General features: G+C 55.3%; 16 protein-coding genes and 1 pseudogene. 8 read left to right on the forward strand and 9 right to left on the reverse strand.

Annotated elements, in window-relative coordinates:
* Positions 1-353: 353 nt before the first annotated feature.
* Positions 354-1,298 carry a threonine/serine dehydratase gene (locus AB4Y96_RS25295; RefSeq protein WP_441920707.1) on the reverse strand — a complete coding sequence of 315 codons (945 nt, stop codon included), beginning with the start codon at positions 1,296-1,298 and terminating at the stop codon, positions 354-356.
* A gap of 290 nt (positions 1,299-1,588) precedes the next feature.
* Between AB4Y96_RS25295 and AB4Y96_RS25300 the strand changes: the two genes are divergently transcribed.
* From AB4Y96_RS25300 to AB4Y96_RS25335, 8 genes are all read left to right on the forward strand, one after another.
* Positions 1,589-2,584: a substrate-binding domain-containing protein gene (locus AB4Y96_RS25300; protein ID WP_441920709.1), complete on the forward strand. Its 996-nt coding sequence runs from the start codon at positions 1,589-1,591 to the stop codon at positions 2,582-2,584.
* A 70-nt stretch (positions 2,585-2,654) separates the two neighbouring features.
* Positions 2,655-3,677 carry a galactitol-1-phosphate 5-dehydrogenase gene (locus AB4Y96_RS25305; protein ID WP_441920711.1) on the forward strand — a complete coding sequence of 341 codons (1,023 nt, stop codon included), beginning with the start codon at positions 2,655-2,657 and terminating at the stop codon, positions 3,675-3,677.
* A gap of 42 nt (positions 3,678-3,719) precedes the next feature.
* Positions 3,720-5,240, forward strand: a complete 1,521-nt coding sequence (locus AB4Y96_RS25310) for an FGGY-family carbohydrate kinase (RefSeq protein ID WP_441920713.1) — start codon at positions 3,720-3,722, stop codon at positions 5,238-5,240.
* On the forward strand, positions 5,237-6,232 hold the full coding sequence (locus tag AB4Y96_RS25315) for a sugar-binding transcriptional regulator (protein WP_091886703.1): 996 nt from the start codon (positions 5,237-5,239) through the stop codon (positions 6,230-6,232). The genes AB4Y96_RS25310 and AB4Y96_RS25315 overlap by 4 nt, the downstream gene beginning before the upstream one ends.
* Positions 6,222-7,718, forward strand: coding sequence for a sugar ABC transporter ATP-binding protein (locus AB4Y96_RS25320; protein ID WP_441920714.1), 1,497 nt, complete (start codon positions 6,222-6,224; stop codon positions 7,716-7,718). The genes AB4Y96_RS25315 and AB4Y96_RS25320 overlap by 11 nt, the downstream gene beginning before the upstream one ends.
* On the forward strand, positions 7,705-8,718 hold the full coding sequence (locus AB4Y96_RS25325; RefSeq protein WP_441920716.1) for an ABC transporter permease: 1,014 nt from the start codon (positions 7,705-7,707) through the stop codon (positions 8,716-8,718). The genes AB4Y96_RS25320 and AB4Y96_RS25325 overlap by 14 nt, the downstream gene beginning before the upstream one ends.
* Positions 8,719-8,759: 41 nt before the next feature.
* A complete protein-coding gene (deoC, locus tag AB4Y96_RS25330) occupies positions 8,760-9,719 on the forward strand; it encodes a deoxyribose-phosphate aldolase (protein ID WP_091886748.1) in 960 nt (319 codons plus the stop codon).
* An 11-nt stretch (positions 9,720-9,730) separates the two neighbouring features.
* On the forward strand, positions 9,731-12,130 hold the full coding sequence (locus AB4Y96_RS25335) for an aldehyde dehydrogenase family protein (protein WP_441920718.1): 2,400 nt from the start codon (positions 9,731-9,733) through the stop codon (positions 12,128-12,130).
* A 55-nt stretch (positions 12,131-12,185) separates the two neighbouring features.
* On the opposite strand, the gene AB4Y96_RS25340 is transcribed toward AB4Y96_RS25335, so the two are convergent.
* The 8 genes and pseudogenes from AB4Y96_RS25340 to AB4Y96_RS25375 form a co-directional block, all read right to left on the reverse strand.
* Positions 12,186-13,121, reverse strand: a complete 936-nt coding sequence (locus tag AB4Y96_RS25340; protein WP_091886711.1) for an ABC transporter substrate-binding protein — start codon at positions 13,119-13,121, stop codon at positions 12,186-12,188.
* A gap of 35 nt (positions 13,122-13,156) precedes the next feature.
* Positions 13,157-14,206, reverse strand: coding sequence for an LLM class flavin-dependent oxidoreductase (locus tag AB4Y96_RS25345; protein WP_441920720.1), 1,050 nt, complete (start codon positions 14,204-14,206; stop codon positions 13,157-13,159).
* Positions 14,207-14,249: 43 nt separating this feature from the next.
* Entirely contained in the window at positions 14,250-15,185 is a 936-nt protein-coding gene (locus AB4Y96_RS25350) for an ABC transporter substrate-binding protein (protein WP_441920722.1), read from the reverse strand.
* A gap of 41 nt (positions 15,186-15,226) precedes the next feature.
* A complete protein-coding gene (locus AB4Y96_RS25355; RefSeq protein ID WP_441920724.1) occupies positions 15,227-17,032 on the reverse strand; it encodes an amino acid ABC transporter permease/ATP-binding protein in 1,806 nt (601 codons plus the stop codon).
* A gap of 219 nt (positions 17,033-17,251) precedes the next feature.
* Positions 17,252-17,803 (reverse strand): GNAT family N-acetyltransferase, encoded by a 552-nt coding sequence (locus tag AB4Y96_RS25360; protein ID WP_441920725.1) that lies wholly within the window; start codon positions 17,801-17,803, stop codon positions 17,252-17,254.
* Positions 17,800-19,002, reverse strand: coding sequence for a M20 aminoacylase family protein (locus tag AB4Y96_RS25365; RefSeq protein WP_441920726.1), 1,203 nt, complete (start codon positions 19,000-19,002; stop codon positions 17,800-17,802). The genes AB4Y96_RS25360 and AB4Y96_RS25365 overlap by 4 nt, the downstream gene beginning before the upstream one ends.
* Positions 19,002-20,354 (reverse strand): LLM class flavin-dependent oxidoreductase, encoded by a 1,353-nt coding sequence (locus AB4Y96_RS25370; RefSeq protein WP_091886727.1) that lies wholly within the window; start codon positions 20,352-20,354, stop codon positions 19,002-19,004. Before AB4Y96_RS25370 ends, AB4Y96_RS25365 begins: the two co-directional genes overlap by 1 nt.
* 15 nt (positions 20,355-20,369) lie before the next feature.
* Positions 20,370-20,596, reverse strand: a pseudogene (locus AB4Y96_RS25375) (alkane 1-monooxygenase); the annotation flags it as partial.

Raw genomic sequence — 20,596 nt, forward strand, 5'->3', positions numbered from 1 at the left:
GTGGAGCAGCCCGGTAGCTCGTCAGGCTCATAACCTGAAGGTCACAGGTTCAAATCCTGTCCCCGCAACCAAACCTTCCAAATAGAAAACCAACAAGCTTCTCAAAACATCGCTCTCCTCGCCAGCCGCTCAACATGAAGGGCGAGAACCGGAAGCCAGAGCCCGCAAAACAACCCACGGCGCTGTCTAAAGACACCAGCGGGCAAATCATTCCCCCAAACTCCCAAATATCAAACCAAAACCAGCTTCTTCAAGCAAGTCAACAATCCAAAACACAATCAAGAACCCCGCATAAAGCGGGGCTATTCGCGTTTGTAAGGGGCTATAATAGCGAAAGAAATAGAGCTCTATCGTCAGTCAAACCGTACCGCGCCGCTATTGGCACCGCACAATAGAACACCAACACGTTCATCTGGCCCTGCAATATACTTCTGCGATAAAAGTGCGGCGAAGGCCGCTGCTCCGCCCGGTTCAGCAACAATGCGAAGCCGTTCCCAAAGCGCGCGTTGAGCGGCGCGAATATCATCGTCCGATACCAGTATCGAATGCTCAATAAAGTCTTGAGCAAACGGAAACATCAATTCTCCGACGCGTTTGGGTGCGAGGGAATCAGCGGCAATACCTTCCGCAGGCGCATCGACAGGTTTTCCCGCACCCAAGGCATTGTGTAAGGTTGGTGAACATTCCGGTTCGACAGCGATAATTTTGATTCGGCCACGAAACCATGCAGCTATCCCGCCAATGAGGCCACCGCCGCCCACAGCCACCAGCAGGATTGTGATATCGGGTAGATCAGCTTCGATTTCCAGACCAAGCGTCCCCTGACCAAGCAATGTTTCGGGCTGATCAAACGCGTGAATTGGCATGGCGTTGTGCTCTGCCACGAATTGTTCACTGGCGGTCAGAGCATCGGCATAACGATCGCCACCTATAATGAGATTCGCACCATAACCGCGAATACGCTCAGCCTTGGCGGGCGCAGTAACATTGGGAACAAATATGGTCGCGGGCAGGCCAAGCCGCATGGCGGCGTAGGCGACGGCTGCGCCATGATTGCCGCCTGAAGCTGCCACGACACCAGCCTCTGGCACAGGGCGAGTGAGCAGATTGGTGAAGGCACCTCGCGCTTTGAACGAACCCGAATGTTGCAGAAATTCGAGTTTGAAGTCGATGCTGCGTGGTTGCATTCCGAAGTCGACAAGATCGGCGCGTATGACAGGCGTATGCCGGATATGTGGCCGAATAAGGCGCTCGGTTTCGACGATGCGTTCGGGGGTAATTTGTGTTGGGCTGGACATGGACAACTCGCGATGCGGAGACATCAGAATAGAGTGCTCTAACCTGCAAATGCAAGTTCTGTTGTTTTGCAGCCAATCCTCACATTTCAAGTTTTTAACGGCTTGCGTTCAAACGGCAACTGTTTTGATCTAAAAAGCATAATGATTTCAAATTATTACGCGTCTTGCTGTGAGGTTTCTTCTAACCGCGTTGACTCATCATGCAACTTCTGATTATCTAAATTAACAAATGAGCGATATTTGCTCAAATGTAGGTTTATTGGAAAATTGAGTTCCTGGGGAGGAAAAACATGCTCAACCGCCGCACCTTTTTGTTCAGATTTGCATTTGCCGGAACCGCTATTTCATTGATGGCGACTCTCGGCATGACTATTACTGCCGCCAATGCTGAAGGCCTGAAAATCGGGTTCAGTCAGGTGACACTGCAGTCGCCTTTTTATGTGCAGCTCAAGACTGGAGCGGAGGCGGCAGCCAAGGCCGGCGGCGATACATTGGTTTTTCTCGACGCCAATGGTGATGTCAGCAAACAGAACAACGATATTCAGGATTTGATCACTCAAGGTGTGAATGCGCTGATCATTAACCCGGTTAATCCCGATGCCGTTGTGCCATCGCTTGAAGCAGCTGTTGCTGCGGGTATCCCGGTGATCACCGTTGACCGCAGTGTCAATGGTCAGGGTGTTACCGCTCATGTTGGCCGCGACAACAAGAATATGGGCAAGCTGGTCGGTGAAGCCGTTGTTGCACGTCTCAAGTCTGACGGCGTTGAGAAAGCCAAGATCATCGAGATTCAGGGCGACGCAGGCGGTGCGGTGATGATGGACCGGCGCGATGGTTTTCACAGTGCCATTGAAGGAACAGGCCACACAATCGTTGAAGGCCCCTATGCCGAATATATCCGTGCCAATGCGGTAACAGCCATGCAGGATTTGCTTCAGGCCAATCCGGATGTGAAGGTTGTTTACGCGCATAATGACGATATGGCGCTCGGTGCCTTGCAGGTTCTCAAGGAAAATAATCGCAACGACGTTCTGGTCGCTGGCGTGGACGGACTTTCCGAAGCGCTTGGCATTATCGCTGATGGCGGCAACTATATCGGCTCGGCACTGAACGATCCGAAATATCTCGGCGATGTGACGATTCAGGTGGCGCGTGAAGCGGCAGCCAAGAAGCCCGTTTCGAAATTCGTTGATGCGGGCACGACATTGGTAACACCCAAAAATGTTGCGGATTTCCCGCGTACTGGACTGTTTGCCGAATATCGCCCGCAAGTTCTCGGTCAGTAAGGCCGTCTCTCGAGCCTGCGGAGCAGGTTTGCTTCGCAGCTCCTCTCATTAATACCCACAGGATCATGTCATGCGTGCAGCAGTTCTCTATGCCCCCGGCGATATACGCCTTGAAGAAGTCCCAGAACCGCAGATCAAGCCGGGCCATGTGATCGTCCGCGTTGCTTCTGTTGGTGTCTGCGGGTCGGATCTGCCGCGCATGCTGATCAAAGGCGCGCATAAGATGCCGCTCATCTGCGGTCATGAGTTTTCGGGTCATATTACTGAGCTTGGGGAAGGGGTTAAGGGTTTTGACCTTGGCGAATTGGTGGCCATTCCGCCGATGTTGCCATGTTTCAAATGCGACCAGTGCCAGAAGGGACAGTTTTCGCGCTGCCGCGACTATGACTATTTCGGCTCGCGGCGCGACGGTGCCTATACGGAATTTGTCTGTGTTCCTGTTTCCAACCTTTTGAAGACACCGAAGGGGATCGATCCGCGCGCGGTTGCGATGACTGATCCTGCATCAATTGCCATTCATGCTATCTGGAAAGCGGGTGGCATAGGCATGGGGCAGCGCGGCGGCGTCATTGGTTGCGGGCCGATTGGCTTGTTTGCCATACAATGGCTCAAACTGATGGGTGCGAGCGAAGTCGTTGCCGTCGATGTGTCGGAAGAAAAACTTGATATGGCGCGGCGCGCGGGCGCGACGCATACATTTCTCTCTGGAGCAGACATTCCAGCGAGCCTGCTTTGCGATACGATTATTGAAGCTGCAGGACATCCATCCTCGATCAACATGGCGGTGAAAATGGCCGCGCCGAGCGGTCATGTGGTCTTCATTGGAATTCCGGTTGCCGATGTAACTCTCGACAACAGGACGTTCCAGCATTTCCTGCGGCAGGAAGTCTCGCTGCATGGCTCGTGGAATTCATTCGGTGCGCCTTATCCAGGACCACAATGGACGGTGACGTTGGAAAAACTGGGTTCCGGCGAACTCGAATGGGAATTCATGATTACCCATGATCTTGACCTTGCTGAATTGCCGGGCATGTTCGAAAAATTCCGGACTGACAGGGGTTTGTTCTTTTCAAAAGTCATGTTCCGGCCCTGAGACTTTGGGAAGAGGCAGGGTATCGAGGGAGGATTTGGCAGGATGACACTTGTCCTGAACTTTGATCTTGGCACGGGAGGAGTCCGCGCCGGTGTTTACGATGTCGAGCGCAAGTCGATGCTCTCGCTGTCGGAAGCAAGCTACGCCACGACATATCCCCATGCTGGTTGGGCCGAACAGCAACCCGATGAGTGGTGGAACGCGCTTTTGATGGCGGGCCGCCAGGCAGTCGAGCAATGCGGATCGGGAGAAATAGCGGCAGTTTGTGTTGCCACAACAGCGTCGTCCGTTGTGGTCTGTGACAGGAACAGCGCGCCGCTTTATCCTGCTATTTTATGGATGGACTGCCGTGCTGCAAAAGAGGCGCGTGCGACGGAAAAGGTCAAACATCCGGTTATGGCCTATAGCGGTGGCGGTGATGCAGTCGAATGGCTTGTTCCAAAGGCGATGTGGCTGGCCGAACACGAGCGCACTATCTTTGGCCAGGCGGATATCATCTGTGAGGCTCTGGATTTTATCAATTACCGGCTGTGCGGTGAGTGGGTGGGCTCGCGCATGAACGCCGCCTGCAAATGGAATTACGATTCCAAGAATGGCGCTTTTGTTTCCGAGATTTACGAAGCGCTTGGCGTTCCCGAATTGCAGAACAAGTTGCCACAGAGGATTGTTCCGGTCGGCGATACGATCGGCTCATTGAAGCCTGAGGTCGCGGCTGCACTTGGCATCACGTCGTCACCACTGCTCGCTCAAGGGGGCATTGACGCTCATATCGGCGTGCTGGGTGCAGGGACTGTTGCTGCGGGCGGCATGTTGATCATCGGCGGAACATCCGTCGTGCATCTGACCCACTTGAAAGAACAGGGCAATGTAACGGGTTTCTGGGGACCTTACCCCAATGCGCTTGTCGATGGATTATGGCTGGTGGAGGCTGGTCAGGTTTCGGCCGGTTCGATCCTGAATTGGTTCAGCAGCAAGATTTTTGGGTTGGATGAACAGGGTCATCGTGATCTCATCCGCGAGGCATCGGTCGTTTCGAAGCAGGATTCAGGATTGTTGACGCTTGATTACTGGATGGGAAATCGCACACCTTATCGCGACGCAGATTTGCGCGGAGCAATACTCGGCCTGTCGCTCGGTCATAACAGGGCGGACATCTATTCGTCGGCTGTCGATTCCATTGCGCTTGGCTCTGCCAATGTTATCGCTGTGCTGGAAGAGCGCGGTGTCTCCGTCGAGCGGATCGTGATGGCTGGCGGCATTTGCAAGAATGCGTTGTGGCTACAGGCAACAATCGACGCCATCGGCAGACCTGTTCATGTGGCTGGAGATGACAACCTCTCGCTTATTGGAACAGCCGTCTGCTGCGCCCATGCACTTGGGCTGTTTCCTGATCTTATCTCTGCATCGGAAGCCTGTGCAGCACCGACGAGAGAAGTTCACCCTGACCCCGTGCGCAGTCAGCGGTATCGCGATACGATAGGGCTTTATCGGGACACAACCGAAACATTGATGCCGACGTTGCATACATTGAGCGGCAGGCAATTGGCGGGGGCTGCATCATGAACGACGCTCGGATCAATCCATCTGTCCGGTTACCCTCTGATGAGCAGCGGGAGCATCTGATGGTGCGTGTCGCCAAGCTCTATTATGATCTTGAACGGACTCAGAGCGAGATTGCCACGGAGCTTGGCCTGACACGCTGGCAGGTTGGCCGGTTGCTGATTGAAGCCAAGGAGCTGGGCGTTGTTCGCATTGAGATTACGCCGCGCGCCTATCGCAAAACGGAACTTGAGGTACGACTGCAGCAGGAATTCGGTCTGCGCGACGCCATTGTGGTTCCATCAGGCGGAACGACCGATTCAGCTCTTCTTATGGAAAGTGTGGCGCAGGCTACGGCCAAATATCTGGCTGGTCTCAACCCCAAGGCCGATCTGATCGGTGTTTCCTGGGGGCGCACCATGTCGGCGGTTGCTAAATTTCTGCCGAACAACTGGAACCCCGGTGTGCATGTCGTTCTGGTGAATGGTTCGACAAATCTGCGATCCACTTCAACCCATACAAGTGCCGTTGCCGAGGAATTCGCCAAGGCTGGTAATGGTATCGCAACGCTGCTGCCTGTCCCTGCCATTGTCGGCAAGAAAACCACCCGTGAAGTGCTTGAGGAAGACCCGATTATCGAGCGTGTGCTCAAGCTGGCGATAGAGGCCGATGTGGTCTGTTTCGGTATGGGTGGCATCACCCATGATTCTGTCCTTCTCAGCTCCGGATATCTTGAAGAGGTAGATATTGACCGATTGAAAGACGCGGGCGCTGTCGGTGATATTCTCGGCCGCTTCCTCGACAAGGACGGTAACATCGTTGACCAGACGATCGATGACCGCACGGTTGGGTTGCGGCTTGATTATCTCAAGACCAAGCAGCGTTCGATTGGTGTCGTTGCGGGTGAGGAGAAACTTCAGATCGCACTTGCTGCGCTGAAAGCCGGTTATGTCTCTGTCATCGTCACCGACGAGGCCACCGCTCACTATGCACTGGAGGCCAGAAGTGACGATTGATGTTCTGACCGTTCAGCAAGTGTCGAAGAAGTTCTTGCCCAACATCATCGCATTGGAATCGGCCTCGCTGAATGTTCGTGCCGGCGAGGTGCATTGTCTCCTTGGTGCCAATGGCGCTGGAAAATCAACCTTGCTGAAGATTATCGCCGGAGCCTTCCGCCCGACAGATGGCTCGCTGCTACTCGATGGCAAGCCCGTTGATCTGCATTCGCCCGCGCAGGCAGCACGGCTTGGCATTTCCATGATCTATCAGGAGCTGGATCTGGTCCCGCAATTGACCGTCGAGCAGAACCTGTTTCTTGGCCACGCACCCGGTCGCTTTGGATTGATCAACCACAGGGAACGCCGGGAAAGAGCCGCCGTGGCCCTAAAGCGCGTTGGCGCAAATTTCAAACCAGAAGCCCGGGTTGAAACCCTGTCGGTTGCCAACCAGCAATTAACAGCTATTGCCCGCTCGCTGACTATGGACGCCAAGATCATCATCATGGATGAGCCGTCGGCATCCCTCAACGAAACCGAGCTTGCGAGCGTGTTTGCAGTCATCCGCGAACTTGTCAAACAAGGGGTTGCCATACTCTATGTCAGCCACCGCCTTGGTGAACTGCGCGAAATCGGCGATCGGGTTACGGTGTTAAGGGGTGGGAGGACCATCGAGACATTCGATGTAAAAAATACCGGCGATAGCGCCTTGGTCGAAGCGATCATTGGGAAACAACGATCCCTGATCGAACGAAAAGTGCGCGAACCAGTTACCGGCGACGTAGCGCTGCGTGTCAACAGGCTGCGCGGGCCGGAAGGTCTCGATATCAGTGGCCTTGACGTGCGTTGGGGCGAGGTGGTTGGCCTGACTGGTCTTAATGGTTCCGGCCGCACATCATTCCTGAAGTCGCTTTTCGGTGCCAATAGCTTCGAAGGCGAAATCAAGCTGGAAGGCAAGCTGTTCCATCCGCGTCATCCGGCCCATGCTATTCGCAGTGGCATTGGTCTTGTGCCGGAGAATCGCAAGACGGAGGGGCTGGTTCTTCATGCGCCGATCTACAAGAATGCGACGTTGCCTTCCATGCGCGAAAGCTGGCTGACACGCCATTCCCATCAGAAACAAAAGACGACGCCGGTTCTTAAAAGCCTTTCGACCAAATATGGGCGACCGGAACAGGCTGTTGTGCAGCTTTCAGGTGGCAATCAACAGAAGGTTGTTCTGGCCAAATGGATCATCAATGGCGCGAGGGTCCTGCTTCTGGATGAACCGAGCCGCGGGCTTGATATCGGCGCCAAGGCTGATCTCTACAACCTCGTTGACAGGCTTGCGGCGGAAGGAGCAGCGGTCATCGTTGCCAGCAGCGAACTCGATGAACTCTACGCCGCCTGCGATACCATCTGGGTATTTCATGAAGGCCGCAACATCGGCAAATACGATCCTTCGATCGTGGACCGTGACACGATATTAAGGGCAACAATTCTGGGTGAAAATCATGTCCAACACTGAAACCGCATTGTCGCCGGCTGATACGCCGTCGCCGGCATTCGGCAAACGCCTTGTCGATCTGGCGATCGAGTATAATTTCATCGTCATCTTTCTGGCAGTCGTTGTTATCGCAGCGTCACTTTCGAGCAACTTTCTAACCTTCACCAACATCGCCAACCTGTTTCAGCAGGCGGCTGTTGTTGGCGTGGTTGCCATAGGCATGACCTTCGTCATTCTGACCGGCAATATCGATCTGTCCGTCGGCAGCGTTGTCGCGCTTTGCGGTATGCTGGTTGCAGTGCTCATGTCGCACGGATTTGATCCATTCGTGGCAGTCGCAATAACGGCTCTCGTCGGCACAGCCTGCGGTGCCGGGATGGGTGCAATCAGTGCGCTTGCCCAAGTGCCCAGCTTTATTGTGACCCTTGCGGGGCTCGTTTCGTTTCGAGGTATCACATACCTCATGACCGACGGTGTACCGGTAAGCGGTCTGCCGCAGGGGTTTGCGTCTATCAGCTCGACGATGATCCCGCTTTTCCCCGGCTTCTCCCTGTCATCAATGGGGTTAATTTTCATTGTTCTTTGCGTTGTTGCCGGGTTGGTGCTTCGTTTTACCGTTTTCGGGGAGTACGTGTTCGCCACAGGTGGCAATCCTGAAGCTGCCCGGCTTTCCGGCCTGCCGACACGGTTCATGATCACCGCGGTTTTCGCCGTCTCTGGCTTCATGGCAGCACTTGGCGGTATTCTTCTGACATCACGCCTGCGTATCGGTCAGCCGACGGCGGCTCAAGGACTTGAGCTTGACGCTATCGCTGCCGTTGTGCTCGGTGGTACAAGTCTCTTCGGTGGACGCGGTGGCGTGCTCGGTACATTTTTTGCCGTCATGCTGCTGCAGGTTCTCCGCAACATATTCAATCTTCTGGGATTGGGCTCCTTCTACCAGATGACTGTGACCGGTATTATCATCGTTGCAGCCATCTTGCTCAATCGCTTCATCGATCACAGGAAGGGTCGGGGATGAACACGCAACAACCATTGGTCCAAAAGGGCACAGAAATCCAAATGCCACATTCCCACGCGCGTAACACCGGCACGAAACTGCTGCCTGATTGGTTCGAGGATATTGCAGTCAACCGTTCTGCAACGGAACGTCGTGCCGCGACATTGACGACGAGACGGACGGTCAAGAAGGAGTATCAGGCGGCATGGCTGGTCAAGGCGATCACTTGCATTGACCTTACCACCCTTGCCGGTGATGATACGGCTGGCCGTGTCCGCCGTCTGTGTGCCAAGGCAAAAAAGCCTGTGCGGGACGATATTCTAGAAGCGCTTGGTCTTGCCGATGCGAATATTACGACCGGTGCTGTCTGTGTGTATCCGACCATGGTTTCCCATGCGGTCAAGGCTCTCGAAGGTTCCGGCATCCCGGTTGCATCAGTTGCGACGGGTTTTCCCGCTGGCTTGACGCCATTGCCGCAGCGGTTGGCCGAAATCCACTACGCCGTTGGTGAAGGTGCCAAGGAGATTGATATCGTCATCACGCGCGAACATGTTCTGACCCAGAACTGGTCGGCGCTTTATGACGAGATTTCCCAAATGCGCGAGGCTTCGGGCGAAGCCCATATGAAAGCCATTCTGGCGACAGGTGATCTGAACACACTGCGCAATGTGTATCGCGCTTCGATGGTTGCGATGCAGGCCGGAGCAGATTTCATCAAGACATCAACCGGCAAGGAGGACGTGAACGCCACGCTTCCCGTCAGTCTGGTGATGCTGCGTGCCTTGCGGGATTATGGCGAGCTTTCCGGCCAGATCGTTGGTTTCAAGCCTGCCGGTGGCATGAAAACCGCCAAAGACGCCATGAACTGGCTGATCCTGATGAAAGAAGAATTAGGACTGCCATGGATGCAGCCGGACCTGTTCCGGCTCGGAGCCAGCTCGATGCTCGGCGATATCGAACGGCAGTTGGAACATTATGTGACGGGTCGCTACTCCGCGTCTTCGCGCCACGCACTCGCTTGAGGAAAACGACTATGGGACAGATCAAGGATATTCTTCGCACGATGGAATATGGCCCCGCACCAGAAAGCAATACCGATGTCCAGAATTGGCTTGATGCCAATGCGAAGGGTTTTGGCCATTTCATCAATGGCAAGTTCACGGGCACTGATGGACGTGAGACATTTGCTGTTATCAATCCGGCCAATGATGCCGTACTCGCAAAGGTTGCCCATGGCACTGATGGCGATGTTGACGCGGCGGTGAAAGCAGCGCGCGCAGCCTTCGGCAAATGGTCGAAGCTGTCAGGGCATGAACGCGCCAAATATCTCTACGCGATTGCCCGTCACATCCAGAAGCGTGAGCGCTTCTTCTCCGTGCTGGAGAGCATGGACAATGGCAAACCGATCCGCGAAACCCGCGATATCGATATTCCGCTGGTTGCCCGGCATTTCTATCATCACGCCGGTTGGGCGGAGATGGTTGAGACAGAGTTCGAAGGCTTTTCGCCCGTAGGTGTTTGCGGGCAGGTGATCCCGTGGAATTTTCCGCTGCTGATGCTCGCATGGAAGATTGCTCCGGCGCTTGCTGCTGGTAACACAGTTGTTCTGAAGCCAGCTGAGCTGACGCCGCTGACAGCCATTGCCTTTGCCGAGATTTGCCATGAAGTGGGTCTGCCCGCTGGCGTGGTCAATATCGTTCACGGCGATGGCGCGACAGGCGCTGCAATCTGCGGTCATGATGATATTGACAAGGTGGCCTTCACCGGCTCGACCGAAGTCGGCCGTATCATCCGCGAGCAGATTGCCGGTTCTGAAAAGAAGCTGTCACTGGAACTTGGCGGCAAGTCGCCCTTCATCGTGTTCGAAGATGCCGATATTGATGGCGCTATCGAAGGTGTGGTTGATGCCATCTGGTTCAATCAGGGTGAAGTGTGCTGTGCCGGTTCGCGCATTCTCATTCAGGAAGGCATTGCTGAGCATTTCTATGCGAAGTTACGCAAGCGCATGGAAACCCTGCGGGTTGGCGATCCGCTCGACAAGACCATGGATGTCGGCGCTATCGTCTCCAAGGGACAATTGAAGCGCATTACATCACTGGTTGAACAGGGTAAGGCCGAGGGCGGCACGCTCTGGCAGGCGCCGGTAACACTGCCGACCAAGGGTGCTTTTTTCGCGCCTGCGTTTTTCACCGACGTGGAGCCTGCATCGACAGTGTGCGAGGTAGAGATTTTCGGTCCCGTCGCCACGGCGACGACGTTCCGCACGCCGGATGAAGCCATCGCACTTGCCAACAATACCAAGTATGGGTTGGCCGCATCAATCTGGTCTGAGAATATCAATCTTGCGCTTGATATGGCGGCGCGGGTCAAGGCAGGTGTTGTCTGGATCAATTCGACCAACCTTCTCGATGCCGGTGCCGGTTTTGGCGGTTATCGCGAAAGCGGCTATGGCCGTGAAGGCGGACGCGAAGGGCTTTATGAATATCTGACTGCCGATTGGGAAAAGCGCCTGCCACTGGGCAAAGCAGAACAGGCATTCAAACCATCGGCCGCGCCTGACGGTGAAGCGAAGATCGCCCTTGGCAGTTCAATTGACCGCACCGTCAAAAACTATGTTGGCGGCAAGCAGGCCCGCCCTGATGGTGGCTACAGCTATTCTGTCATCGGCAAGGGTGGGCAGATTATCGGTCAGGCTGGCATCGGTAATCGCAAGGATATTCGCAATGCCGTTGAAGCAGCTGCCAAGGCCGGTTCATGGGGTGGTGTGACAGCGCATAACCGTGCGCAGGTGCTTTACTATCTCGGCGAAAACCTCAGTGCCAGGCAAGCAGAATTCGAGGCATTGCTGGTCGAAAGCACTGGTGTTACGCCGAAAGCTGCGGCTGAAGAGTTCGCAACCGCACTGCGCCGTATCTTCTATTATGCGGCTCAATCCGACAAATATGATGGCGCGGTGCATTCCACCAAGTCCCGTCATGTGACCTTGGCGATGAACGAGCCATGGGGCGTTGTGGGCATTGTCTGCCCGGATGATCAACCGTTGCTGTCATTCATTTCACTGGTTTTGCCAGCAATCGCCATGGGCAACCGTGTCGTAGCCGTCCCATCGACCAAACATCCGCTTCTGGCTGCCAATCTCTATCAGGTGCTGGATACCTCAGATGTTCCAGGCGGCGTGGTGAACATTGTCACTGGTGAGCGCGATGTTCTGGCTAAAACACTGGCTGAACACGATGAAGTCGATGCGCTCTGGTATGTCGGCTCGAAGGACGGCAGCGCGATGGTTGAAAAAGCATCCTGCGGCAATCTGAAAGCCACATGGGTGAACAATGGCCGCCAGCGTGATTGGCTGAATACGCAACAGGGGCAGGGCAAGGACTATCTGCGCCGCGCCATTCAGGTGAAAAACATCTGGGTGCCCTACGGCGAATAACGCAAGAAAGACCGCAGCGGCGCTAACCGCTGCGGTCTTTTTGATTTCAATGATTTTAGCTCTTTGGCAGACCGGGCGGATTGGTAGCAGCCTTGTCGATGGCTTCCGAGCCTAGATTCCAGCGATCGAGAACCTGTTTGTATTTGCCATTGGCGATCACCGCGTTGAGTGCGGTAGTGATGCCATCAGCGGCTCCGCTGGCTTTGCGCGTCGTTACGGCAACTTCGGCGGTAATCGGCCAACCACCGCTGACAGTACCAACCAGCTTGGTCTTGCCGCCCACCTTGGCCTTGTAGGCCTGCGTAGCGTTTACGCTGAACACCACATCGGCGCGGCCAGACTGGATGGCAAGTGTGCTGACCGCATCATCGTCATAATACTGGACTTCGATGGGCTTCAGGCCCTTGGCGACATTTTCCTTGTCCCAGGCCAGCAGGATTTTCTCCTGATTGGTACCAGCGTCCGTGATCACCTTCAGCCCGGCAATGTCCTTTGGCTCTTTAATGGCTTTGATGGTGCTGTCCGCTTTTACGTAATAACCAAGCTCGTCCTTGCGATATGTGGAGAAATCGAACTTCTCCTTGCGCTGTTCGGTAACGGTAACGTTGGAGATCACCGCGTCGAACTTGCCGGATTCAAGCCCAAGCGGCCAGTCGGCCCAGGCGACGGGGACGAGTACCAATTCACGGCCGAGACTATCGGCCACCAGCTGTGCGAGATCGACGTCAAAGCCGACAACAGTTGTGGCGTCGTTGGCATAGGTGCTGAGTGGCGGGTTGGAAGGATGGAGCCCGATGGTGAGCTTGCCGTCGCTGACGAACTTGAAACCTTTGGAGACCGCCTCGATGGCTTTCTCGTTTTTCTCCGCCCGCACGCGGTCTTTCTGGTCAGGGCTCAGATCGAAGCCGTCGCCTGCTGCGAAGGCAAGCCCTGTCGTTGCGGCAATGAAAGCCCCTGCGACAAAAGATATAAGTTTTAGTCTGTTGGTCATGGATAACCCCTTGAGTGTGGTTTGTTGGTTGTTGTTCAACGCCGTGCCCCCGCACTGATGCGCCCGGGCTGATTGCCCCAGCCGATTTCCGGAGCGATTTTGGTGATGAAATCGGAGAGGATTTGCTCGTATTCGTGTTGTTTGAATTCGTAGGGCAGTTCGAGCCGCAATTCCCCGACGCGCGCAATGGCAGGGTCATTGAACAACTGTTCGAGAATTTGCTCTGACGTCCCGACAAGGTCCTGCGGAAACAGCGTCCGCCTGTCGCCCTGCGGTTTCAGTGTGCGTTGATAGCGGCTGGCCGCATAATCTGCATATTTTTTGCGGGTGGCCGCATCGGCGCTATCCGTGGGAACAATGACACGCCCGAGCGATACGCGTCGGAACGCTCCGTCGAGATTCTGGTGATAAGCATCGAGTTGACGCCCCTGAGCTTCATAGAAATTGTCGGTGTTTTCGCCAGCTGTGACATTGCCGATCATCAGATTGAAGCCGTTCTTGCCAGCCCAGCCGACGGATCGCAAAGACCCGCCGCCATACCAGACACGATTGACCAAACCCTCGGCGTGGGGCTGCAGGCGTGGTCGCTGCGGCCCACCCGGTGTCGCGATGAATGTCTCGGGATCAGCAAGGAATTCGCCGCGCAGATTATTGGCAAAACGGATGACGCGCTCGTGAGAAAGATCGAAATCCTTCCAGTTGCCGTCAAATACCAGTGGTCCGAGCAGGTCCGCATGGGCCGGTGTCCCAGCACTCAGACCTATGTTGAGGCGGCCACGCGACAGGACGTCAACGGTCGAGAGATCCTCCGCAAGGCGATACGGACTTTCGTAGCCAATCTGAATGACCGCCGTTCCTAACTGGATACGGTTGGTTCTCTGTGTTGCCGCTGCAAGGAACACACCCGCTGAGGATATGCCGTGCTCAAGATGCCGCTGCCGCACCCAGCCGCTGTCAAATCCCAGTTTCTCGCCGAATTCCAGCAGACGGAGTGTGTTCTCCAATCCTTCGTGCGGATCGTCGTCCCGATAGTTTCCCGGTGTCAGGAAGCCCACATGATTGATGGAAAGAGAAGTATGCGTCATAGGGAAGACCTTGTTGTTGGCGCTTAAACTGATGGTCGGCCAATCAGATTTTCGGCAAGCCGGGTGGGTTTGTCCGCGATTTGTCGAGGGCTTCGGGGGTAAGCTGCCAGCGCGCGAGTGACTGCGCATATTTACCGTCAGCAATCAGCTCGTTGATTGCTGCTGTCAGGCTATCGGCAATGCCGCTTCCCTTACGGGTGGTGATTGCAACATCTGCAATGAGCGGCCATCCGGCATTCACTGTTCCAACCAGTTTGATCTTGTGATCGATAGCGGCACGATATGCTTGCGGTGCGTTGGGATTGAACTCCGCATCTGCACGGCTAGACTGAATGGCGAGCGCACTCACCGCGTCATCGTCATAATACTGCAATTCGACAGGCTTCAGACTCCTGGCAACATTCTGCTTGTCCCATTCGAGCAGGATTTTCTCCTGAATGGTGCCGGAACCAGTGATAATCTTGAGTCCCGCAATGTCCTTTGGTTCCTTGATCGAGGTGATCGGACTATCGGCTTTGACGTAGAAGCCATGCAAGCCGAGACGATAGGTGGAGAAATCGAATTTCTCTTTGCGCTGCTCGGTTACGCCCACATTGGAAATGACGGCATCGAATTTTCCGGATTGAAGTCCAAGCGGCCAATCTGCCCAGGCGATGGGAACAAGTTCGAGCTTCTTGCCTAGGATATCGGCGATCAACTGCGCAAAGTCAGGATCATAGCCAACGACTGTCTTGGCATCGGTGGCATAGGTACTAAGCGGCGGATGCGCGACGCTGATACCAACGGTGAATGTGTCATCTTTAACGAATTTGAAGCTTGCCGGGATCGTCGCAATCACCTTTTCACTCTTCTCGGCCCGCGGCTTACCGCTTTGATCGGGGCTGAGGTCGAAACCTTCAGCGTGAACCATAGCAAGTCCTGATGCCGTGGCGATGAGAACTGCCAGGGCGAAGGAGATGAAAGAGGGGCGAAGCAACATATTGTATTCCCTTGATATTTTATGTCTTTAGGTGTGGCGGTTTAAAGAACCTTGGCTAGAAACTCGCTGGTGCGCGCATTTCTCGGGCGGTTCAGGACCTGTTCCGGTGATCCGGTTTCAATAACCTTGCCGCCGTCCATGAAAATCACCGTGTCTGCCACTTCCCGGGCAAAGCCGATCTCGTGGGTAACGATGATCAGCGTGGTACCAGAGCGGGCAAGTTCCTTGATGACGTCGAGAACTTCACCCACCAATTCGGGGTCTAGCGCCGATGTTGGTTCATCGAACAGCAGGACCTTTGGTCTGAGAGCGAGCGCCCGGGCGATGGCTACGCGTTGCTGCTGGCCACCGGAGAGTTGACGCGGATAGGCATCAATCTTGTCGCTGAGGCCAACGCGGGCAAGCAGTTCGCGAGCAAGGCTTATTGCTTCGGGGCGGGTGAGGTGACCAAGTGAAACCGGGGCCTCGATGATATTTTCGAGAACTGTCAGATGCGGGAACAGATTAAAACTCTGGAACACCATGCCGATATCAGCACGGCGCTTGAGAATATCCCTTTCCTTCAACTCATAGAGCGTCCTGCCACTTTTGCGATAACCGACCAGCTCGTTGTCGACGGTGATGAAGCCATCATCGACGCGTTCAAGATGATTGATGGTACGCAGAAGAGTGGATTTACCCGAGCCGGACGGGCCAAGAATGGCTGTTACGCTGCCTGCTTTGATATCGAGCCGGATATCATCAAGCACCTTGAGCTGACCAAAGCTCTTGGATACACCCTGAATTTTCACTGATCCCGGTGTACGCCATTTGGCGAGAGGTATGCTGCGGTCGTTGGTTTTGGACGCCGCGACGTTCTGCAGGGACGACACGGTCACGGTCTGCGGACGGGCAAGGATCGGTGCGCCAAAGAGCCTGCGGAACAGTTTGCGGAAAATCGGAGCAGGGGGATTGCGCAGCGCACCCTTGGAAAAGTGCCGTTCAATATAGTGCTGGGCTACCGATAAGGCAGTCATGATGATCAGATACCAGACCGTTGCCACCATCAGAAGTGGCACCACTTCAAGATTGCGTCGATAGATCACCTGAACGGTGTAGAAGAGTTCCGGCAATGCCAGTACATAGACAACCGATGTGCCCTTCGCCAAACCGATGATCTCGTTAAAGCCGGTGGGGAGGATTGTGCGCATGGCCTGTGGCAGGACAATGCGCAATGCCTGTCTGCGCCGGGAAAGACCGAGTGCCGCCGCTGCTTCCAGCTGCCCCTGATCAACAGACAGAATGCCGCCACGGATAATCTCGGAGGAGAAGGCCGCCTGATTGAGACTGAGGCCGATAAGGGCAGCTGCAAACGGGCTGAGGATCGAGATCGTTGGATACTCGGCGAAGAGAATGTCCGTATAGGGAACACCGATCCGCACAGTTGCGTAGAGGTAGCCGAGATTGTTGAGGATCAGCAGCAGAACAATCAAGGGTATGGAGCGAAGCAGCCAGATATAGGCCCAGGAGAGGCCCGACAGGAGAGGAGATTTCGAAACGCGGGCGAGCGCAAGCGCTGTTCCCAGCGCGAAGCCGAGTAGGCTGCCTAAAGCCGTCAGCAGCAATGTGCGCGCAAGCCCCGCGAGAACCGGTGCTGAGAAGAACCATTCGGCGAAGACGTTCCAACCCCATTTTGGGTTCGTCAGGATAGATTGGAGCGTAACAGCAATGATAAGTGCGGCAACTAATGTTCCGAAGAAACGCGCCGGATATTTTGCCTTCACAACCTTGTAGTGCGTGTAATCCTCGGTCGCGGCGGCGGAGGGCTGCGCGGAATGCGCGCCCGAATAGTCTGCTGTAATCGCCATACTTCCAAATTCCCCTGTACAACACTTCTCTGTCGAGAAATCCCGTGAAAGAAAACTTGTACGGGATTACCTTTTACTCGACTGATTTAGTAGTGTTTAAGCGAAACAGTCAAAGACGACAGACTGCAAATTCAGGGTGGTTAGAGAAGCTTTGTTGCAAAGAACAGGATGTATTGAGCATGAATTCCCACAGATGACGCAATCGTGGCGCTGGTCAAATCATCCGGCCTGACGCAGGAGATCACGGTCTGATGTAGCGCCATCTGTTACTTGTGAAAGCTGCGCAGCCAATGCACTGATATCCTTTTCGAAGGGCAGATGGCGATAGGTTTCCGGCGCAGCATTGACATCGAAAAGTGCCGTATAGCCGGAGCGCAGATACAGTTCTTTTGCCTCCGGTTGGCGAAAGCCGGTGGTCAGGTAAATCCGCGTGTAACCTTGGCGGGCGGCCTGTTGTTCCAGTTCGACGACAACCTTGCGGGCAAGTCCCTGCTGACGCAAATCCGCATGCGTCCAGATGCGCTTGAGTTCTGCTGTGTTTTCATCGTAGCGCTTGAATGCACCGCCGCCAATTGTTTCGCCGTTACGGATCAGGAGCAGGAAAGCGCCGTGGGGAGGGGCGAACAATTCGGCTGGATAACGGCTTAACTCGTTGCGTGCGGGTTCACCATAATAGTTGCCGTAGCGCGTTTCATACTCGACGATCAGCGCTTCGATCAAAGGTTGGGAGCGTTCGTCATTCGGCGTGGTGTAAACAAAAACATCAGTCATGATTGTCTCGCGCTTTTGTCGGAGGGATTTTTGGCAAGATAGGCTTCGGTTAGCGTCACCCAGTACCGGGCGGCTGAAGGCAAGATCTCGTCGTTGAAATTATAGAGCGCGCTATGCAGTGGAGCGCTATCGCCATTGCCGATGAATAGGTAGCTACCGGGCGTTTCCTGCAGCATGAAGGCAAAATCCTCGCTGGCGGAAATCGGGCGGAATTCCTTTTCAATGCGCGCATCACCGAAATGATCAAGCGCCACCTGCCGGGCAAATGCTGTTTCATGAGGATGATTGACCAGCACGGGGTAGCCGCTTGGATAATCGACCTCGGCAACGGCGCCGTAGCTTTCAGCCTGTGCCTTGGCGAGGGTGTTGAGACGGGCCTTGATGGTTTCCCGCACTTCTCTGCGGAATGTGCGCACCGTCAGTTCCAACTCGACACTGTCGGGTATGACGTTGGGCGCGATACCCGCATGGATGGTACCAACTGTAATCACCGCAGCATCCAATGGATCGATGTTGCGGGCCACAATGCTTTGCAGCGCCATGATGAAGGATGCGCTGGCGATAACCGGGTCCACCGTTTCCTGCGGCCTTGCGCCATGGCCGCCCTTGCCGATAATCCGGACCGTCACCTTGTCCACCGAAGCCATGGCGGGGCCTGTGATGAACCCGAACTGACCAGTGGGAACGCCGGGCCAATTGTGCAAGCCGAACACTGCGTCGCAGGGAAAACGCTTGAACAGGCCATCGCGGACCATCGCGCGTGCGCCGGCGCCACCTTCTTCGGCTGGCTGGAAGATGACGTTGAGTGTACCGGCGAAGTCGCGTGTTTCTGCAAGATAGCGGGCGCTGGTCAAGAGGATTGACGTATGGCCGTCATGACCGCAGGCGTGCATTTTCCCAGACGTGCTGCTGGCATAGGGTAGGCCGGTTGCTTCAACGATAGGCAGGGCGTCCATATCGGCGCGAATGCCGAGTTTCCTGGGTCCATTGCCGTTTTGCAAGGTGCCGACAACGCCGGTTTTGCCGACGCCTCGGGTCACCTGATAGCCCCAGTCATTCAACTTGTCTGCGACGAGTTCGCTGGTGCGATGCTCGTTGTAGCCAAGCTCGGGGTGCCGGTGCAGATCGTGACGAAGAGCGACCATCTCGTCCAGATAAGTGCCGATCTTTTCCCCGATCCTGTCCGTGTGCTGACCCATCAGAGCGCCGTTTCTTTAACGCGTTGTTTGGCGCCTTGATCCTGTTTGGCGTACCGGCTTTCGCGGAAGGGGAGGCCAATATTCTCGCGCAGCGTCGTTCCCGGCAGCACCTTGTTGTGATAGCCGCGTTCTTCAAGCAGCGGCAGGACCTCACGGGTAAAGTCTTCGAGACCTTCGGTCAGAATCTGAAAGCCAAGAATGAAACCGTCGGCCGCTTCGGTATCGACCCAGTGGATGAGTTCGTCGGCAATCTTCTGCGGCGTGCCAGTGAAGGCGTTGCGCGGCGTTGTCACTTCCAGCGCGACTTCCCTCAAGGTTTGGCCTTTTTCCTTGGCGTTACGCTTGATGCGGTCGGTTGTAGAGCGGAAATTGTTCTTGCCGATGTCACCAAGCTCGGGGAAGGGCTCATCTACCGGATAGGCGCTAAAATCATGGTGGTCGAAGAAACGTCCGAGATAGGCAAGGGCCTCGTCGACAGTCACGAGATCGCGGATCACACGGTATTTGGCTTCCGCTTCCTCGTCCGTTGCGCCCACGATTGGTGCGATCCCTGGGAAGATCAGGACATCGCCCGGTTTGCGGCCATGTTCCACGGCGCTCTGCTTGACGCGGCGATAGAAGGTTTGCGCTTCCTCGATCGGCACATGGTTGGTGAACACGCCGTCTGCGTGCTTGCCAGCCAGATCAATGCCGTCATCGGACGATCCTGCCTGGAAAATAACGGGCTGCCCCTGAGCGGAACGACTAATATTGAGAGGCCCTTCCGAGTTGAAGAACCGGCCATGATGGTTCAGGCGATGCAGCTTGGTCTTGTCGAAGAACTGTCCTGTTTCGCGGTTGCGGACAAAGGCATCATCGTCCCAGGAATCCCATAGGCCCTTGACCACCTCAAGGTGTTCATCGGCGATTTCGTAGCGCAGTGCATGATCGGGATGATCGCGGCCATAATTCTTGGCCGAGCCCTCAAGTGGTGACGTCACGGCGTTCCAGCCGGCACGGCCATTGCTGATCTTGTCAATAGAGCCGAACTGCCGGGCAATGGTGAAGGGATCGCTGTAAGAGGTCGAAACTGTACCGACGAGGCCGAGTTTTGACGTAGTCGCGGCCAGCGCAGACAGGATGGCGATTGGTTCGAAGCGGTTGAGAAAATGCGGAATGGACTTCTCGTTGATGTAAAGCCCGTCAGCGACGAAGGCGAAAGCGATACCTGCCTCTTCGGCCTTGCGTGCATTGCGCACGAAGAAGTCGAAATTGACACTGGCATCCACAGGGGAACTCGGGTGTTTCCATGAGTTCATATGACCACCTGCACCTTGCAGCATCACACCGAACGGAATGGGTCGCTTGGTCATTTTGAAATCTCCGTATTATGCAGCGGCAGCGAATTGTGCCTGGGCCAGAAGTTCGATGGACCGGAGGCGCTTCGCGGCGTCATTGATGGGGGTGTCTATGATGAATTCGGCTATGCCATAGCGGCCATGCAGGCGTTCGAGCTGATCTGTAACCGTATGCGCTGAACCACGCAGGACATTGGGCGTCTTCTTCTCGATCCGGTAATTGGTGGCGCCTGCCTGACGGGCGTATTCCTCCGCCT

Origin of the sequence: Phyllobacterium sp. TAF24 (assembly GCF_052113785.1) — a bacterium.
Lineage (GTDB): Bacteria > Pseudomonadota > Alphaproteobacteria > Rhizobiales > Rhizobiaceae > Phyllobacterium.

Bases quoted from the DNA above. Each gene is read 5' to 3' on its own strand.
- AB4Y96_RS25295 (WP_441920707.1), bottom strand. From the start codon at position 1,298: ATGTCCAGCCCAACACAAATTACCCCCGAACGCATCGTCGAAACCGAG.
- AB4Y96_RS25300 (WP_441920709.1), top strand. From the start codon at position 1,589: ATGCTCAACCGCCGCACCTTTTTGTTCAGATTTGCATTTGCCGGAACC.
- AB4Y96_RS25305 (WP_441920711.1), top strand. From the start codon at position 2,655: ATGCGTGCAGCAGTTCTCTATGCCCCCGGCGATATACGCCTTGAAGAA.
- AB4Y96_RS25310 (WP_441920713.1), top strand. From the start codon at position 3,720: ATGACACTTGTCCTGAACTTTGATCTTGGCACGGGAGGAGTCCGCGCC.
- AB4Y96_RS25315 (WP_091886703.1), top strand. From the start codon at position 5,237: ATGAACGACGCTCGGATCAATCCATCTGTCCGGTTACCCTCTGATGAG.
- AB4Y96_RS25325 (WP_441920716.1), top strand. From the start codon at position 7,705: ATGTCCAACACTGAAACCGCATTGTCGCCGGCTGATACGCCGTCGCCG.
- deoC (WP_091886748.1), top strand. From the start codon at position 8,760: ATGCCACATTCCCACGCGCGTAACACCGGCACGAAACTGCTGCCTGAT.
- AB4Y96_RS25335 (WP_441920718.1), top strand. From the start codon at position 9,731: ATGGGACAGATCAAGGATATTCTTCGCACGATGGAATATGGCCCCGCA.
- AB4Y96_RS25340 (WP_091886711.1), bottom strand. From the start codon at position 13,121: ATGACCAACAGACTAAAACTTATATCTTTTGTCGCAGGGGCTTTCATT.
- AB4Y96_RS25345 (WP_441920720.1), bottom strand. From the start codon at position 14,206: ATGACGCATACTTCTCTTTCCATCAATCATGTGGGCTTCCTGACACCG.
- AB4Y96_RS25350 (WP_441920722.1), bottom strand. From the start codon at position 15,185: ATGTTGCTTCGCCCCTCTTTCATCTCCTTCGCCCTGGCAGTTCTCATC.
- AB4Y96_RS25355 (WP_441920724.1), bottom strand. From the start codon at position 17,032: ATGGCGATTACAGCAGACTATTCGGGCGCGCATTCCGCGCAGCCCTCC.
- AB4Y96_RS25360 (WP_441920725.1), bottom strand. From the start codon at position 17,803: ATGACTGATGTTTTTGTTTACACCACGCCGAATGACGAACGCTCCCAA.
- AB4Y96_RS25365 (WP_441920726.1), bottom strand. From the start codon at position 19,002: ATGGGTCAGCACACGGACAGGATCGGGGAAAAGATCGGCACTTATCTG.
- AB4Y96_RS25370 (WP_091886727.1), bottom strand. From the start codon at position 20,354: ATGACCAAGCGACCCATTCCGTTCGGTGTGATGCTGCAAGGTGCAGGT.